This window comes from Microbacterium sp. LMI1-1-1.1 (genome assembly GCF_040815675.1).
GTDB lineage: Bacteria > Actinomycetota > Actinomycetes > Actinomycetales > Microbacteriaceae > Microbacterium.
In genome coordinates this window covers 1,023,598-1,038,617 of record NZ_JBFPNN010000001.1, presented here as the reverse complement: position 1 = coordinate 1,038,617, position 15,020 = coordinate 1,023,598, and the positions used below count along the sequence as shown (strand labels likewise).

Here is a 15,020-nt window from a genome sequence, read left to right as displayed (position 1 = left end):
GCGACACCGGACCGCGGCCTCGGGGCCGTGGCATCCGGAGTCCGTGGTCAGACCTCGGGGCGCCCCGTCCGCCAGTAGCCCATGAACGCGACGGCACGGCGGTCGACGCCGCGCTCGGTGACGAGGTGGCGGCGCAGCGCCTTGATGGCCGACGCCTCCCCGGCGAGCCAGGCGTACAGCGGCGCCTTCTTCAGCGCGGCGCCGCCCTTCGCGGTGCGGGGCACCTCCCACAGCATGCCGGCGTCGATGTCGACCTCCTCCACCTCCGCGCCGTGTCCCTCGGGGGTGAGGACGGCGGCGGCGGCCTGCGTCGCGGCGACGAGGTGCGCGTGCCGGTCGGCACCGGTGCGGGGGGCGAGGTGGAACCGGAAGCCGGGATGCCGCGGCAGGTAGTCGAGGTCGCCGGGGGTGGGCACCTCGAGGACAACGGTCCCGGTCGCGTCGCGGGGGAGCTGCTCCAGGATGACGGCGATCGCGGGGGCCGCGGTCTCGTCGCCGGCGAGGAGGAAGTCGCCGGTGTGGGCGGGCGGGACGAAGTCCACGCCGAAGCTCACCTCGGTCAGGGCGACGGTGGGGGCGAAGATGAGGACCTCGTCGCCGGGACGGGCGTTCTCGATCCAGGCGGAGGCCGGTCCGAGGACCTCGTGCGCGACCATGTCGACGTCGACCTCGCGCACGTCGCGGCGGACGGCCCGGGTCGTGTAGGTGCGGAACGGCGGACGGCCGTCGTCGGGCAGCTCCCGCCAGGCGGTCCACCAGTCGTCGCCCGTGGGCATGGCGTCGATGCCGACGCCGTCGGTGGGGAAGACGATCTTGATGCGCTGGTCGAAGCCGGGGTCGCCGTACTCGTCGAGGTCGTCGCCGGTGAACGTGAAGCGGCGGAAGCTCGGGGTCAGGTCGGTGATGCGGGCGACGCGGACGCGGAAGAAGCGCGAGGTCTCACGGCTGGAGGGCATCGTGGGTCTCCCGGGGGGTCTCGGCGGCGTGCAGCCGCGGGGTGACGTGGTGGCGGCCGCGGGGCAGGATCAGCGGCGACCCCGACACGGGATCGGGGACGACGAGCGAGTCGAGGCCGAAGACCTCCGCGATCATCTCGGAGGTCATGACCTCGTTCGGGGTGCCCGCGGCGACGACGCGCCCCTCGCGAAGGGCGACGATGTGGTCGGCGTAGCGCGCGGCGAGGTTCATGTCGTGGAGCACCATGACGGTCGTGGTGCCGCGCTCGTGGTTGAGGTCGGTCAGCAGGTCGAGCACCTCGACCTGGTGGGCGACGTCGAGGAAGGTGGTGGGCTCGTCGAGGAGCAGGATGTCGGTCTCCTGCGCCAGCGCCATGGCGATCCACACGCGCTGCCGCTGACCGCCGGACAGCTCGTCGATCGACCGGTCGGCGAGGTCGGTGATGCCGGTCGCGGCGAGGGACTCGGAGACGACCTCGTAGTCGCGAGCGCTCCAGCGGGCGAGCGCGCGCTGGTGCGGGTGACGGCCGCGACCCACGAGATCGGCCACGGCGATGCCCTCGGGGGCGAGCGGGCTCTGGGGGAGCAGGCCCAGGATGCGGGCCACCTCCTTGGAGGGGCGCTCGTGCAGCGCCTTGCCGTCGAGGACGATGCGGCCGGCGCGGGGCGGGAGCAGACGCGCGAACGCGCGCAGAAGGGTGGACTTGCCGCAGCCGTTGGCGCCGACGATCGCGGTGATCCGGCCCGGGGGGAGGACGAGGTCGAGGCCGTCGACGATGGTCCGGTCGCCGTAGGCGAGGGTGAGTCCTTCGGCGGTGAGCGAGCGGTCGGCGGTCATCGCGCACCTCCGCGGGCGGTCGCGGGGGAGAGGCCGGGATGGATGCCGTGGGCGGCAGGCGAGATCACAGGGAGCCTCCGGAGCGGTTGGTCCTGATGAGCAGGTAGATGAGGTACGGAGCGCCGAGGACGCCGGTGACGACGCCCACCGGGTAGCGGTTGTCGAAGGCGAACTGACCGATGAGGTCCGACACCAGCACGAGCGCCGCGCCGACGAGCCCCGCGGGGAGCAGCAGGGAGCCGCCGGGGCCGATGAGCCGCGCGGCGATCGGGCCGGCCATGAACGCGACGAACGCGATCGGGCCGCTGGCGGCGGTGGCGAAGGCGAGCAGCACGACGGCCCCGAGGATGAGGAGGACCCGCGTGCGCTCCACGCGTACGCCGAGCGCCGCGGCGGAGTCGTCGCCGAGGCGCAGGACGGCCAGGCCGCGAGTGTTGCCGATCATCAACGGGACGATGACCGCGGCCGCCAGCGCGAGCGGCAGGACCCGTTCCCAGGACGCGTTGTTCAGGCTCCCCGTGAGCCACTGCATCGCGGTCTGCAGGTTCCAGTTCGCCGCCCGGGCGAGCGAGTACGTCGTGACCGCGTCGAGCATGGCGGCCACGCCGATGCCGATGAGCACGAGGCGGGCGCCCGCGAAGCCGCCGCGGCGGGACAGCAGGTAGATCGCGGTGGCGGCGCCGAGGGCGCCGAGGAGCGCGGCGACGGAGACCGCGGCATCCGACAGCGAGAAGAAGATGATGGCGACGACCGCGGCGGCGCTCGCGCCGGAGGAGATGCCGATGATGTCGGGCGAGGCCAGCGGGTTGCGCAGCATCGTCTGGAACGTGACGCCGGCCATGCCGAACGCGAGGCCGGAGAGCACGCCGAGCGTGGCGCGCGGGAGGCGGAGCTCGCCGATCGTGAAGGAGGCGCCGGGCACGGTCTGCCCGAACAGCACGCGGACGACCTCGTCCGGGGTGTAGAAGGTCTGACCGACCATGAGCGAGACGACGAACACGGCCAGCACGACGACGCCGAGCACGGCGGACACGAGCATCCGGCGGCGTGTGCGCTCGCGACGGCCGCGCACGAGGCGGTGCACCGCGGCGGGACGGGCGGCGTCGGCGGCGGGCGGCGGGGTGAGGACGGCGGTCACAGTTCGCGCACCTTCTGTCGGCGGACGATCCAGATGAAGAACGGGGCGCCGATGACGGCGGTCAGCACGCCCACCTCGACCTCGCTCGGCCGCGTGATGACGCGACCGACGACGTCGGCGACGAGCAGCAGGATCGCCCCGCCGAGGGCGGAGAACGGCACGAGCCAGCGGTGGTCCGTCCCGATGAGCAGGCGGCACACGTGCGGGATGACGAGACCGACGAAGGCGATCGGGCCGGCGATCGCGGTCGCGGCGCCCACGAGGACGACGGCGCCGGCGGTGGCGATCAGACGCGTGCGGGCGACGTGCTCGCCGAGCCCGGTGGCGACGTCGTCGCCGAGCGCGAGGGAGTTCATGCCCCGCGCGCACAGCACGACGATGACGGTGCCGACGAGGAGGACGGGGAGCGCGATCTGGATGCGGTCCCAGGTCGCGCCGCCGATTCCGCCGATCTGCCAGAAGCGGAAGACCTCGAGCAGGTCGATGCGGGGGAGGAGGATGGCGCTGGACAGGGACCCGAAGGCCGCCGTCGTGGCCGCGCCGGCCAGCGCGAGCTTCAGCGGCGTCGCCCCGCCGCGACCGAGCGAACCGACGGTGTAGACGAACACCGCCGCGACGGCGGCGCCGACCACCGCGAAGCCCATGTAGCCGAGCGCGCTGGAGACGCCGAAGAAGGCGATGCCGAACACGACGAACAACGCCGCGCCGGCGGACACCCCGAGGATGCCCGGGTCGGCGAGCGGATTGCGGGTGACCGCTTGCAGCGTCAGCCCCGACATGGCCAGCGCCGCCCCGACGAGCAGACCGAGGACCGTCCGCGGCAGACGCGCGGTGATCGCGGCCTCGCCGACCCCGGTCCCGCCGGTGAACGACGACACGATCTCGCCGATCGACACGTCGCGGGTGCCGAAGGCGATGGATGCCACGACGGCCAGGACCACGCCCACCGCGAGGACCAGCAGCCACACGAGTCGACGGGCCGCCGGACGCCGCAGGGCAGCGGCATCCGGGAGCGCGTCGGCGACGGGCGTACGGGTCATCACGGGGACGTGGTCGGAGACGGTCCGGGTCAGCGCAGCGCGGCGCTGAGGACGTCGAGGTAGGCGTTCAGGCCCCAGCTCACGGAGAGGGGCGACGGGTTGGCGGAGGCGGCCAGCGGCGTGCCGTCCTCGAGGACGGCGATGCGGCCTTCGGCGATGGCGGGGACCTGCGACAGCAGCGGGTCGGCCTGCAGCTGGGTCTGGAGCGAGCCGTCCGCGGGGCCGTACGTGATCCACAGGCCCACGTCGGAGAAGGCGTCGACCTGCTCCGCGCTGATGTCCGTGTAGAACGCGTCGGTCTCGCCGGACGCGGTCTCGACCTGCGCCGCGGTCGGCATGCCGAACTCGGACAGGTAGCCCGCGCGCGGGTCGTGCTCGGTGTAGTAGGTGACCGAGCTGAGGTCGGTCGGGTCGGTGAACGCGAACACCGGCGCCACCTCGGCGAGCTCCGGGTGCGCGTCGAACGCCGCCTGCGACTCGGTCTTGATCTCCTCGATGAGGGCCTCGCCCTCGTCGGCCATTCCCAGGCCCTCGCTGTTGAGGCGGATCATCTGGTCGAGGGTCGTGTTCCAGGGCGCCTCGGGGTAGGCCACGACGGGGGCGATCTTGGACAGCGTGTCGTAGTCCTCCTGCGTCAGGCCCGAGTAGGCCGCGAGGATGACGTCGGGCTGCGTGTCCGCCACGGCCTCGAAGTCGATGCCGTCGGTCTCGTCGAACAGGACCGGCGTCTCGCCGCCCAGCTCCTCCAGCTTGTCCTCGACCCAGGGGAGGATGCCGTCGCCGTCGTCGTCGCCCCACGTCGCCTTCGCCATGCCGACGGGCACGACGCCGAGCGCCAGGGGGACCTCCTGGTTGGACCACGCGACCGTGGCGACGCGCTCGGGCTTGGCCTCGATCGTGGTCGTGCCGAAGGCGTGCTCGATGGTGACGGGGAAGCCCGCGCCCGCGTCGGCGTTCGAGCCGCCCTCGGAGCTGCCGGCGGAGCCGGCGCAGCCGGTGAGGACGAGGGCGGAGCCGACGGTCAGAGCCGTCAGCGCGCGGAGTCGGGACACAGAGAGCCTCCTGTGAGGTGAAGTAAGGATAGGCTTAGTTTAGATCACGGCCAGGCGAGGTTTGCAAACCCGGCGGGTGAGACGCCGGGTGGTTGTCTCGACGGTGAAGCAGTCATCGGGCGGCTTCTCCCGCGCGCACCCGCACACGGTCCCAGGAAGCGTTCGACCGGCGACGTATACTGGGTGATTGGCCATCGGCCACCTCCCTCTTCCCGCCTCAAGAACGGACGTTCGCTGTGCTCTCCGTGCACGACCTCGAGATCCGCGTGGGCGCCCGCGTCCTCATGTCCGACGTCGCCTTCCGCGTCTCGGACGGCGACAAGATCGGTCTCGTCGGCCGGAACGGCGCCGGGAAGACGACCCTGACCAAGGTGCTCGCCGGCGACCTGCTGCCCGCGAACGGCGGCGTCGACCGGAGCGGCGAGCTCGGCTACCTGCCGCAGGACCCTCGCTCGGGCGACCCCGAGATGCTCGCGCGCACGCGCATCCTCGACGCGCGCGGACTGGGCTCCCTGGCGCTCGGCATGCACGAGGCGTCGCTGGCGATGGGGGACGACGACCCCGCCGTCGCCGCGAAGGCCATGAAGAAGTACGCCCGGCTCACCGAACAGTTCGAAGCGGCGGGCGGGTACGCGGCCGAGGCGGAGGCGGCATCCATCGCCCACAACCTCTCGCTGCCGGACCGGATCCTCGATCAGCCCCTCAAGACCCTCTCGGGCGGTCAGCGCCGACGCATCGAGCTCGCGCGCATCCTCTTCTCGGACGCGCAGACGATGATCCTCGACGAGCCGACCAACCACCTCGACGCCGACAGCGTCGTCTGGCTGCGCGAGTTCCTGAAGGGCTACAAGGGCGGCCTCATCGTCATCTCGCACGACGTGGAGCTCGTCGGCGAGACCGTCAACCGGGTCTTCTACCTGGATGCCAACCGGCAGGTCATCGACGTCTACAACATGAACTGGAAGAACTACCTGCGCCAGCGGGTGGCCGACGAGGAGCGCCGCAAGAAGGAGCGCGCCAACGTCGAGAAGAAGGCCTCTGCGCTGCAGCTGCAGGCCGCCCGGTTCGGGGCGAAGGCGTCCAAGGCGGCGGCCGCGCACCAGATGGTCGCGCGCGCCGAGAAGATGCTGTCCGGCCTGGACGACGTGCGTCAGGACGAGCGCGTCGCCAAGCTGCGGTTCCCCAAGCCCGCTCCGTGCGGCAAGACCCCGCTCATGGCGTCCGGTCTGTCCAAGTCGTACGGGTCGCTCGAGATCTTCACCGACGTGGACCTGGCCATCGACCGCGGCTCGCGCGTGGTCATCCTGGGCCTGAACGGCGCGGGCAAGACCACGCTGCTGCGCATCCTCGCCGGCGTGGACCAGCCCGACACCGGCCAGCTCGAGCCGGGCCACGGCCTGAAGATCGGCTACTACGCACAGGAGCACGAGAACCTCGACGTCGACCGGTCCGTCCTCGACAACATGATGTCGGCGGCCCCGCACATCACCGCGACCGAGGCGCGCAAGGTGCTCGGCTCGTTCCTGTTCGTCGGCGACGACGTGCTCAAGCCCGCCGGCGTCCTCTCCGGCGGCGAGAAGACGCGTCTGTCGCTCGCGACGCTCGTCGTGTCGTCGGCGAACATGCTGCTCCTCGACGAGCCCACGAACAACCTCGACCCCGCCTCGCGCGAGGAGATCCTCGGGGCGCTCGCGCACTACGAGGGCGCGGTCGTGCTCGTCTCGCACGACGAGGGTGCCGTCGAGGCGCTGAACCCCGAGCGCGTGCTCATCCTGCCGGACGGCGTGGAAGACATCTGGGGTCGCGACTACGCCGAGCTGATCACGCTGGCGTAGTCCCGCGCCTTCGGAGTCCCGGGGCGTCGGCTCAGCGGGCGTCGAGCAGGGCGTCCTCGTCGTCCGCGTCGCGGTCGCGGACGCGGCGGCGACGGCGGTGGGCGGCGACGGCGTCGCCCTTCGGGGCGGCCTCCTCGCCGCGGGCGTGAGCCTCCCGCGCCTCCTCCGCCTCCTCGCGGCGGATGCGGCGCTCGCTGACGATGACGTAGGCGATGAACGCGAAGCCCATGGCGGCGAAGAGGATCCACTGGATCGCGTACGACAGGTGCGGTCCGGGGTCGTCGCTGGGCGGCTCGATGGTGAGCGGCATGTCGGCGACGGCGGGGTCCTCCGAGACGATCAGGCCGTAAGCGCCCTGCTCGAGGGGACCGGTCTGCTCGGCCACGAGTCCCAGGTTGATCGTGGGGACCTGTCCCGCCTCGGCGGTCCGGCCGGAGGCGGGCACGGGCTCGCCCGGGCGCACCCGCACGACGATGTCGACGTTCCCGGACGGCGGCGCCGGGATGGCGTCCGGCTCGGACTGGCGGTCGCCCGGGGGCAGCCATCCGCGGTCGACGAGCAGGACGCGGCCGTCGTCCTGGCGGAAGGGGACGAGCACCTCGTAGGCCGCGGACCCGCCGTGGGCGCGGTTGCGGACGAGCAGCTCCTCGTCGGCGAGGTACTGGCCGCTCAGACGCACGGGACGCCACTCGTCGAGCGGGTCCAGCTCCGCGCCGGGGGCGAGCAGGTCGCCGAGGGCGACGGGCTCCTGGTCGTAGTTGTCGGCGACGAGGCGGAGGGCGGCGGACCGCTCCTCGTTCCGGGAGAACTGCCAGTGCGAGAGGAAGCCGCAGGCGATCGCGAACAGCACGGCGATCCCGATGTAGGCGCTCCACCGGACGGCGGCGGGGGCGTCGCGGCGACTCATGACACGGTCCCCGCGGGCGAGGGGGCGACGGGGGCGGTGCCGGAGGAAGCGGCATCCGTGTCCGAGGACAGGCTGCGCACCTCGAGGGGGAAGTCGCGGGCGGCGAGGAACTCCCGCAGGTAGCCGACGTGCGCGTCGCAGGCGACCCACGTCTTGCGACGGTCGGGGGTGTGGATCCGGGGGTTCCGCCAGAGGATCGCCCAGGCGGCGGTGTCGCGGCAGCCGGCGCGGGAGCACTCGGCCGTCGCGTCGCTCACGGGCGCTCGTCCCGGGGCGGCTCCACGCGCGGCGTCTCGGAGATCCGGATGACCGTCGGCGTGTCCGAGACCGGCGCCGTCGGTGCAGCCGACGGGGCCTCGAGCACCCGCTCGGGGTTCTCGGCGGCCGCGCGGGGCGCGTCGGGGCTGACGCTCGCGGTGACCACGGCCAGGTACGGCAGGAAGATCGCGCCGGCGGCGAACACCCACGTGTACCAGCCGTACGGGGTCACCACCGCCATGAGGATGAAGCACGCGATGCGGATGCCCATCATCACCATGTACCTGGTGAAACGGGAGTCGGCGTCCTCCCTCGGTGCTTGAGGGAGCGACGTCGCAGACTGAGCGCGGTGCGATGACTTCACAGTCCTTCCAGGGTACGCCCGGCATCCCGACCGGGCGCCTCCCAGCGTCTCACGGAAGACGGAATCCGACGCCATCGAGATAAACGTCGCGGCGGGCGCGATCCGGGCCGGTCACCGGGGCCCGAAGCGGGCCGGCCGGGCTCGGTAGGCTGGGCCGGTCCCGTCCCTCGCAGCGCAGGAGTCTCACCCATGTCACAGGACCGTGTCGTCGTCGTCACCGGAGGTAACCGCGGCATCGGCCGCGCCATCGCCGAGCGATTCGTCGCCGAGGGGTGGAAGGTCGCCGTGACCGCGCGCTCGGGCGAGGGCCCCGCCGGCTCGCTGACGGTCCGCGCCGACGTCACCGACGCCGCCGCCGTCGACGCGGCGTTCTCGGAGGTGGAGGCGCAGCTCGGTCCCATCGCCGTCGTCGTCGCCAACGCCGGCGTCACGAAGGACACCCTGCTCCTGCGCATGAGCGAGGACGACTTCGACAGCGTCGTGTCGACGAACCTCGGCGGCGCGTTCCGCGTCGTCAAGCGCGCCTCGAAGGGCATGCTGAAGGCGCGCTGGGGCCGCGTCATCCTCATCTCCAGCGTCGTGGGCCTCTACGGGTCGGCGGGGCAGATCAACTACGCCGCGTCCAAGAGCGCGCTGGTCGGGTTCGCCCGCTCGCTCACGCGCGAGCTCGGCGGACGCGGCATCACGGCGAACGTGGTGGCGCCCGGGTTCATCGAGACCGATATGACGGCCGAGCTGGCCCCGGAGACGCAGGCCGAGTACAAGAAGAACATCCCCGCCGGGCGCTTCGCCTCGCCCGATGAGGTGGCCGGCGTCGTGACGTGGCTGGCCGGCGACGACGCCGCCTACATCTCCGGTGCCGTCATCCCCGTCGACGGCGGCCTCGGGATGGGGCACTGACCGACGGCGGTTCCCGCGCGCGTCAGCGCACGGCTGCCGCGAGCGTCCGGGCGAAGCTCTCGGGCTGCGAGAACTGCGGCCAGTGGCCCGAGTCGAGCCGGACGACCTCGACGTCGGCGACCCGGCCGAACTCCTCGGCGAACGGCCCCCATTCCGCGAGCACCGCGGGGAGCGTCTGCGCGTCGAGCTGACCCGACAGGATCGTCACCGGGATGCCGTGACGCCGGTCGTCCGTGAGGGCGACGCCGTCGGTGGGTACGCGTCCGGGTACGTCCACCGCGCCCGCGGCGATCCGCCGACGGGTCTCGTCGTCGATGTCCGCGATGTCGGGCTCGTCGAACGCGTCCCAGCCGGGGAAGGGGACGCGCCCGTCCACGACGGGGAACTCCGAGATCATCGCCCCCGGAGGCGGCGGCACGGTGTCGACGAACACGACCCGGGCGACACGGTCGGCGCGGGCGTCGGCCGCACCCCAGGCGACGTTGCCGCCGCCGGAATGCCCGACGAGCACGACGGGGCCCTCGGTGCGGTCGATCTCGGCGACGACCGCGGCGACCCAGTCGGCGATGCCGATGTCGCCGGCGTCGGCACCGGGGAGGGTGATCGGGTGCGCGCGATGGCCCGCGGCGGTCAGGGTGGGGACGACGGCGTCCCATGAGGAGGCGTCGAGCCACAGGCCCGGGATGAGGATGACGTCCATGGCCCGAGCGTAGAGCCGGCCTCCGACATCGACTAGGCCCGTCTCGACAGGACCGCCTCCACCGGCCGCTGAACGCCGTCGGGCTTCGGTTCCGGCCCGCGTCAGCGGGGGAGCAGGGCGATGACCTCGCGCAGGTCGACCGGGCCGATGACGAGGTCCGCGCGCTCGCGCACGGCGGGCTTGGCGTTGAACGCCAGTCCGAGCCCCGCGACCGCCATCATCTGCAGGTCGTTCGCGCCGTCGCCGATCGCGAAGGTCTGCGACGGGAGCACGTCGGCCTCCGCGGCCCATTCCCCCAGCGTGCGCGCCTTCGCGGCGGCATCCACGATGTCGCCCTCGACCTCGCCGGTCAGCCGACCGTCCGCGACGGCGAGGCGGTTGGCGCGCCAGACGTCGACCCCGAGCTCGGGCGCGACCGTGTCGAGCACCTCGTGGAAGCCGCCGGACACGACGCCGACGCGTCCGCCGCGCTCGTGCACGGCGTCGATCAGCTCGCGGACGCCCGGGGTCGGCTCGATGCGCGCGACGGCGCGGTCGAAGGCGGAGACCGGGACCCCCGCGAGGGCCTGGACCCGCGAGCGGAGGCTGGCGGCGAAGTCGACCTCCCCGCGCATCGCGGCCTCGGTGGCGGCGGCGACCTCGGCACCGCGGCCGGCCTCGTCGGCCAGCAGCTCGATGACCTCGTTGCGGATCAGGGTGGAGTCGGCGTCGAGCACGACGAGGAAGCGGACGGGCGCGGGCACGCGCTCGACCCTAGCGCGCCGCCGCACGACACGCGGGCCGCGTGACGCCCGTGGTCGCCGCCCCGCCCCCTGCCGCCGTACGCCGCGTAGGCTTTCTCCGCCGCCGCACCAACTGAGGGAGACCGCCACCATGGCCGACGTCGAGAGCTTCACCCTGGACCACACCGCCGTTCTGGCGCCCTACGTCCGCCTGATCGGGACCGAGTCCGGCCCCCGCGGCGACGTGATCTCGAACTTCGACCTGCGTCTCGTGCAGCCCAACCAGGGCGAGATCCCCACGGCCGGCATCCACACCATCGAGCACCTGCTCGCGAGCCTGCTGCGCGACCGGATCGACGGGCTCATCGACATCTCGCCCTTCGGATGCCGCACCGGCTTCCACGTGATCATGTGGGGCGAGCCGGAGGTGGCCGCGCTCGTCGCCGCCGTGACCGACTCGCTGCGCGCGATCGCCACCGAGGTGGAGTGGGAGGACGTCCCCGGGACCGACGCCTTCAGCTGCGGCAACTACCGCGACCACAGCCTGCACACGGCGCGCGAGTGGTCCAAGCTCGTGCTCGAGCAGGGCATCAGCCAGGACGCGTTCCAGCGGGTCGGCGTCTGACCCGCGCACGCACCGCCGCGATACCCGATCGCACCGCCGCGATACCCGATCGCACCGCCGCGATACCCGATCGCATCGCCGCACCGCCGCGGACAGACGAGGGCCGGTGATCCCGACGGATCACCGGCCCTCGTGGCATCCCTCGTCAGGCGTCGACGCGCACGTCCTTGCCGACGACGGTGATCCCGGTGTCGGTCACGGTGAAGCCGCGGGCGAGGTCGCGCTCGCGGTCGACGCCGATCGTGGCGCCCGGTGCGAGTTCGACGTTCTTGTCGAGGATGGCGCGGTGGATGCGCGCGCCCGCCCCGACCTGGACGCCGTCGAAGAGGACGGAGTCGGTGATCGTCGAGCCGCCGCCGGCCAGCGCCCACGGTCCGACGACGCTGCGCTCCAGGTGCGTGCCCGACAGCACCGACCCGAGCGAGACGATCGAGTCGATCGCGTTGCCGATGCGGCCGACGGAGTCGCGGACGAACTTCGCAGGCGGGGCGTTGACGGTCTGCGAGTAGATCGGCCAGTCCGTGTTGTACAGGTTGAAGATGGGCAGGGTCGAGATCAGGTCCATGTGCGCGTCGTAGAACGACTCGATCGTGCCGACGTCGCGCCAGTAGGAGCGGTCGCGCGCGGTGGAGCCGGGGACGTCGTTGCGGTTGAAGTCGTAGACGGCGGCCTCGCCGCGGTTGACGAAGTAGGGGACGATGTCGCCGCCCATGTCGTGCGCGGAGGTCGGCAGCTCGCCGTCGTGCGTGACCGCCTCGACGAGCGCGTCCGCGTCGAAGATGTAGTTGCCCATCGAGGCGAGCACCTCGTGCGGCGCGTCGGCCAGACCCGTGGGGTTCTGCGGCTTCTCGAGGAACTCGCGGATCTTCGTCGGGTCGGCCGGGTCGGTGTCGATGACGCCGAACTGGTTCGCCAGCGAGATGGGCTGACGGATGCCGGCCACCGTGGCGCGCGCGTCGGAGGCGATGTGCGCGTCGAGCATCTGCGCGAAGTCCATGCGGTAGACGTGGTCCGCGCCGATCACCACGACGATGTCGGGCTTCTCGTCGCGGATGAGGTTCATGCTCTGCAGGATCGCGTCCGCCGAACCGGAGAACCACCGCTTGCCGAGGCGCTGCTGCGCCGGGACCGAGGCGACGTACGCGCCCAGCATCGGCGACATGCGCCAGGTCTGCGAGACGTGGCGGTCGAGGCTGTGCGACTTGTACTGCGTCAGGACGACGAGCTGTCGCAGCCCCGAGTTGATGAGGTTGGAGATCGCGAAGTCGATCAGGCGGTACTGGCCGCCGAAAGGGACGGCGGGTTTCGCGCGATCCGCCGTCAAGGGCATGAGTCGCTTTCCCTCGCCGCCGGCGAGGATGATTCCGAAGACCTTCGGCGCTGCAGGCATGGCTACACATTAGGGGTCCTTCGGGGCCGCGACTACATGCGGCGCGTCGGTTGACAGCGTGTACTACGGTTCGTCTCATGCGCGTCGACATCGTCACCAAGGAGTACCCGCCGGAGATCTACGGCGGGGCCGGCGTGCACGCCACCGAGCTCGTCCGCGCGCTGCGCGCGGACGGCACCGAGGTGCAGGTGCGGGCTTTCGGCGCGGATCGCGACGAGGCCGACACGACCTCCTACGGCGTGCCGTCCGAGCTGGCGTCGGCGAACGGGGCGATCCAGACGCTCGGCACCGACCTGCAGATCGTGTCGGACGTCGCCGGCGCCGACGTCGTGCACTCCCACACCTGGTACGCGAACTTCGCCGGGCACCTGGCGTCGCTCCTCCACGGCATCCCGCACGTCGTCACCGCGCACAGCCTGGAGCCGCTGCGGCCGTGGAAGGCCGAGCAGCTGGGCGGCGGCTACGCCGTCTCGAGCTACATCGAGAAGACCGCCTACGAGGGCGCGGCCGCCGTGGTCGCGGTGAGCGAGGGCATGCGCGCCGACATCCTGCGCAGCTACCCGTCGCTCGATCCCGCCGCCGTGCGGGTGATCTACAACGGCATCGACACCGAGGCGTGGCATCCGGTGTCCGACGACGCGTTCCTGTCCTCGGTGGGGATCGACCCGTCGCGGCCGTCCGTCGTGTTCGTCGGGCGCATCACGCGGCAGAAGGGTCTGCCGTACCTGCTGCGCGCGGCGGAGCAGCTGCCGGCCGACGTGCAGCTCATCCTCTGTGCCGGCGCGCCGGACACCCCGCAGATCCTCGCGGAGGTCGAGGAGCTGGTGCGCGGGCTGCAGGAGACCCGCGAGGGCGTCGTGTGGATCGACCGCCTGCTGCCGCGCAACGAGCTGTGCGCGATCCTCACCTCGGCGACGACGTTCGTCTGCCCGTCCGTGTACGAGCCGCTCGGCATCGTGAATCTGGAGGCCATGGCGTGCGGCGCGGCCGTCGTCGGCACCGCGACCGGCGGCATCCCCGAGGTCGTGGTGGACGGCGTGACCGGCCGGCTCGTCCCCATCGAGCAGGTGCAGGACGGCACCGGAACCCCCGTCGACCCCGACCGGTTCGTCGCGGACCTCGCCCGGGTGCTCACGGAGGTCGTGACGGATGCCGCGACCGCGCAGCGCTACGGCGAGGCGGGGCGCGAGCGGGCCGTTCAGGACTTCAGCTGGGCCGCGATCGCACAGACCACGGCGGCGCTGTACGCCGAGGTCGCGGCGAACGCGAAGGCATAGGGCAGGGCGGTACGGCGGGGCTGGTCCCGGCGGGGTTCCGGCGGGGGTCCTGGCAGGGTCCCGGCCAGGGTTCCGGCCGGGTGCTTCGGCCGCGTCGGACGGCTGTTCCGGGACGGTGCCCGATAGGCTGGGACGCATGCCGCAGGTTCTGGAATTCTCCGACGTCGTCGTCCGCCGGAACGCGCGGGACATCGTCTCCCACCTCGACTGGACCGTCTCCGACGACGAGCGCTGGGTCGTCCTCGGGCCGAACGGCGCGGGCAAGACGACCGTCCTGCAGCTCGCCGACACGCTGCTGCACCCCACCTCGGGTGCGGTGACGATCCTGGGCGAGCGGCTCGGTCGCACCGACGTGTTCGAGCTGCGTCCGCGGATCGGGTTCGCCTCCTCGGCGATGGCGCGCCGCGTACCGCCCGAGGAGACGGTGCTCGACGTCGTGCTGACCGCGGCGTTCTCGGTCGTCGGCCGTTGGCGCGAGGACTACGAGGACATCGACGAGCGACGCGCGCTGCGCGTCCTCGCCGAGTGGCGTCTGGACCACCTCGCCGATCGCACGTTCGGGACGCTGTCGGACGGCGAGCAGAAGCGCGTGCAGATCGCCCGCGCCGTCATGACCGACCCCGAGCTGTTGCTGCTCGACGAGCCGACCGCGAGCCTCGATCTGGGTGCGCGCGAGGAGCTGCTGTCGCTGCTGTCCGGGTACGCGCAGGCGCCCACCACGCCGGCGATGGTCATGGTGACCCACCACGTGGAGGAGATCCCCGTCGGCTTCACGCACGTGCTGCTGCTGCGGGACGGCGAGGTCGTGGCATCCGGGCCCCTTTCCGAGGCGTTGACGGCCGAGAACCTGACCGCGACGTTCGGCGTCGAGATCGCCCTCACGCACGAGGCCGGTCGGTACGCGGCCCGCGCGTCGTGATCGGGCCGATCGCCTGGTAGAATCGACGTTTGGTGCCGTCGGCGCCGCAGACTTTGACCGTCCTGGCAGAATCCAGGGCACCACTTCTCAAAGGACCTC

The 15,020-nt window shown here is 72.2% G+C and carries 16 protein-coding genes; 5 read left to right on the top strand and 11 right to left on the bottom strand.

Annotated elements, in window-relative coordinates; translation table 11 throughout:
* Positions 1–47 precede the first annotated feature (47 nt).
* The 5 genes from MRBLMI1_RS04860 to MRBLMI1_RS04840 all read right to left on the bottom strand — a co-directional run bounded on the left by MRBLMI1_RS04860 (position 48) and on the right by MRBLMI1_RS04840 (position 5,024).
* The gene (locus tag MRBLMI1_RS04860; protein ID WP_367727035.1) at positions 48–956 is read right to left on the bottom strand and encodes a siderophore-interacting protein; all 909 of its coding nucleotides are present in this window, start codon (positions 954–956) and stop codon (positions 48–50) included.
* A complete protein-coding gene (locus MRBLMI1_RS04855) occupies positions 940–1,794 on the bottom strand; it encodes an ABC transporter ATP-binding protein (protein ID WP_367727034.1) in 855 nt (284 codons plus the stop codon). The genes MRBLMI1_RS04860 and MRBLMI1_RS04855 overlap by 17 nt, the downstream gene beginning before the upstream one ends.
* 64 nt (positions 1,795–1,858) lie before the next feature.
* Entirely contained in the window at positions 1,859–2,932 is a 1,074-nt protein-coding gene (locus tag MRBLMI1_RS04850) for a FecCD family ABC transporter permease (RefSeq protein ID WP_414685780.1), read from the bottom strand.
* A complete protein-coding gene (locus MRBLMI1_RS04845; RefSeq protein ID WP_367727032.1) occupies positions 2,929–3,972 on the bottom strand; it encodes a FecCD family ABC transporter permease in 1,044 nt (347 codons plus the stop codon). Before MRBLMI1_RS04845 ends, MRBLMI1_RS04850 begins: the two co-directional genes overlap by 4 nt.
* 29 nt (positions 3,973–4,001) lie before the next feature.
* Positions 4,002–5,024 (bottom strand): iron-siderophore ABC transporter substrate-binding protein, encoded by a 1,023-nt coding sequence (locus MRBLMI1_RS04840; RefSeq protein WP_367727031.1) that lies wholly within the window; start codon positions 5,022–5,024, stop codon positions 4,002–4,004.
* A gap of 236 nt (positions 5,025–5,260) precedes the next feature.
* On the opposite strand from MRBLMI1_RS04840, the gene MRBLMI1_RS04835 reads away from it, so the two are divergent.
* Positions 5,261–6,859 carry an ABC-F family ATP-binding cassette domain-containing protein gene (locus MRBLMI1_RS04835; RefSeq protein WP_367727030.1) on the top strand — a complete coding sequence of 533 codons (1,599 nt, stop codon included), beginning with the start codon at positions 5,261–5,263 and terminating at the stop codon, positions 6,857–6,859.
* Positions 6,860–6,890: 31 nt separating this feature from the next.
* On the opposite strand, the gene MRBLMI1_RS04830 is transcribed toward MRBLMI1_RS04835, so the two are convergent.
* The 3 genes from MRBLMI1_RS04830 to MRBLMI1_RS16045 are packed head-to-tail and all read right to left on the bottom strand — an operon-like array spanning position 6,891 to position 8,298.
* Positions 6,891–7,766 carry an SURF1 family protein gene (locus MRBLMI1_RS04830; RefSeq protein WP_367727029.1) on the bottom strand — a complete coding sequence of 292 codons (876 nt, stop codon included), beginning with the start codon at positions 7,764–7,766 and terminating at the stop codon, positions 6,891–6,893.
* Entirely contained in the window at positions 7,763–8,023 is a 261-nt protein-coding gene (locus MRBLMI1_RS04825; RefSeq protein ID WP_367727028.1) for a hypothetical protein, read from the bottom strand. Before MRBLMI1_RS04825 ends, MRBLMI1_RS04830 begins: the two co-directional genes overlap by 4 nt.
* Positions 8,020–8,298, bottom strand: a complete 279-nt coding sequence (locus MRBLMI1_RS16045; protein ID WP_387054593.1) for a DUF3099 domain-containing protein — start codon at positions 8,296–8,298, stop codon at positions 8,020–8,022. The genes MRBLMI1_RS04825 and MRBLMI1_RS16045 overlap by 4 nt, the downstream gene beginning before the upstream one ends.
* A 279-nt stretch (positions 8,299–8,577) precedes the next feature.
* Here MRBLMI1_RS16045 and fabG point away from each other — a divergent pair, with 279 nt between their 5' ends.
* A complete protein-coding gene (gene fabG, locus MRBLMI1_RS04815) occupies positions 8,578–9,288 on the top strand; it encodes a 3-oxoacyl-ACP reductase FabG (protein ID WP_367727026.1) in 711 nt (236 codons plus the stop codon).
* Between the two features lie 22 nt (positions 9,289–9,310).
* Here fabG and MRBLMI1_RS04810 read toward each other — a convergent pair whose 3' ends face one another.
* Both MRBLMI1_RS04810 and serB read right to left on the bottom strand, forming a co-directional pair.
* Complete coding sequence (locus MRBLMI1_RS04810) at positions 9,311–9,988, bottom strand: alpha/beta fold hydrolase (protein WP_367727025.1); 678 nt, start codon at positions 9,986–9,988, stop codon at positions 9,311–9,313.
* A gap of 101 nt (positions 9,989–10,089) precedes the next feature.
* The gene (serB, locus tag MRBLMI1_RS04805) at positions 10,090–10,731 is read right to left on the bottom strand and encodes a phosphoserine phosphatase SerB (protein WP_367727019.1); all 642 of its coding nucleotides are present in this window, start codon (positions 10,729–10,731) and stop codon (positions 10,090–10,092) included.
* 130 nt (positions 10,732–10,861) lie between these two features.
* Between serB and MRBLMI1_RS04800 the strand changes: the two genes are divergently transcribed.
* Entirely contained in the window at positions 10,862–11,335 is a 474-nt protein-coding gene (locus MRBLMI1_RS04800; protein WP_367727016.1) for an S-ribosylhomocysteine lyase, read from the top strand.
* Between the two features lie 145 nt (positions 11,336–11,480).
* On the opposite strand, the gene glgC is transcribed toward MRBLMI1_RS04800, so the two are convergent.
* Positions 11,481–12,725, bottom strand: coding sequence for a glucose-1-phosphate adenylyltransferase (gene glgC, locus MRBLMI1_RS04795; protein ID WP_367727013.1), 1,245 nt, complete (start codon positions 12,723–12,725; stop codon positions 11,481–11,483).
* Between the two features lie 77 nt (positions 12,726–12,802).
* On the opposite strand from glgC, the gene glgA reads away from it, so the two are divergent.
* Both glgA and MRBLMI1_RS04785 read left to right on the top strand, forming a co-directional pair.
* Entirely contained in the window at positions 12,803–14,002 is a 1,200-nt protein-coding gene (gene glgA / locus MRBLMI1_RS04790; RefSeq protein ID WP_367727012.1) for a glycogen synthase, read from the top strand.
* Between the two features lie 136 nt (positions 14,003–14,138).
* Entirely contained in the window at positions 14,139–14,921 is a 783-nt protein-coding gene (locus tag MRBLMI1_RS04785) for an ABC transporter ATP-binding protein (RefSeq protein WP_367727011.1), read from the top strand.
* The last annotated feature ends 99 nt before the right edge of the window (positions 14,922–15,020 follow it).

Bases quoted from the DNA above. Each gene is read 5' to 3' on its own strand.
- MRBLMI1_RS04860 (WP_367727035.1), bottom strand. From the start codon at position 956: ATGCCCTCCAGCCGTGAGACCTCGCGCTTCTTCCGCGTCCGCGTCGCC.
- MRBLMI1_RS04855 (WP_367727034.1), bottom strand. From the start codon at position 1,794: ATGACCGCCGACCGCTCGCTCACCGCCGAAGGACTCACCCTCGCCTAC.
- MRBLMI1_RS04845 (WP_367727032.1), bottom strand. From the start codon at position 3,972: ATGACCCGTACGCCCGTCGCCGACGCGCTCCCGGATGCCGCTGCCCTG.
- MRBLMI1_RS04830 (WP_367727029.1), bottom strand. From the start codon at position 7,766: ATGAGTCGCCGCGACGCCCCCGCCGCCGTCCGGTGGAGCGCCTACATC.
- MRBLMI1_RS16045 (WP_387054593.1), bottom strand. From the start codon at position 8,298: ATGATGGGCATCCGCATCGCGTGCTTCATCCTCATGGCGGTGGTGACC.
- fabG (WP_367727026.1), top strand. From the start codon at position 8,578: ATGTCACAGGACCGTGTCGTCGTCGTCACCGGAGGTAACCGCGGCATC.
- MRBLMI1_RS04810 (WP_367727025.1), bottom strand. From the start codon at position 9,988: ATGGACGTCATCCTCATCCCGGGCCTGTGGCTCGACGCCTCCTCATGG.
- MRBLMI1_RS04800 (WP_367727016.1), top strand. From the start codon at position 10,862: ATGGCCGACGTCGAGAGCTTCACCCTGGACCACACCGCCGTTCTGGCG.
- glgC (WP_367727013.1), bottom strand. From the start codon at position 12,725: ATGCCTGCAGCGCCGAAGGTCTTCGGAATCATCCTCGCCGGCGGCGAG.
- glgA (WP_367727012.1), top strand. From the start codon at position 12,803: ATGCGCGTCGACATCGTCACCAAGGAGTACCCGCCGGAGATCTACGGC.
- MRBLMI1_RS04785 (WP_367727011.1), top strand. From the start codon at position 14,139: ATGCCGCAGGTTCTGGAATTCTCCGACGTCGTCGTCCGCCGGAACGCG.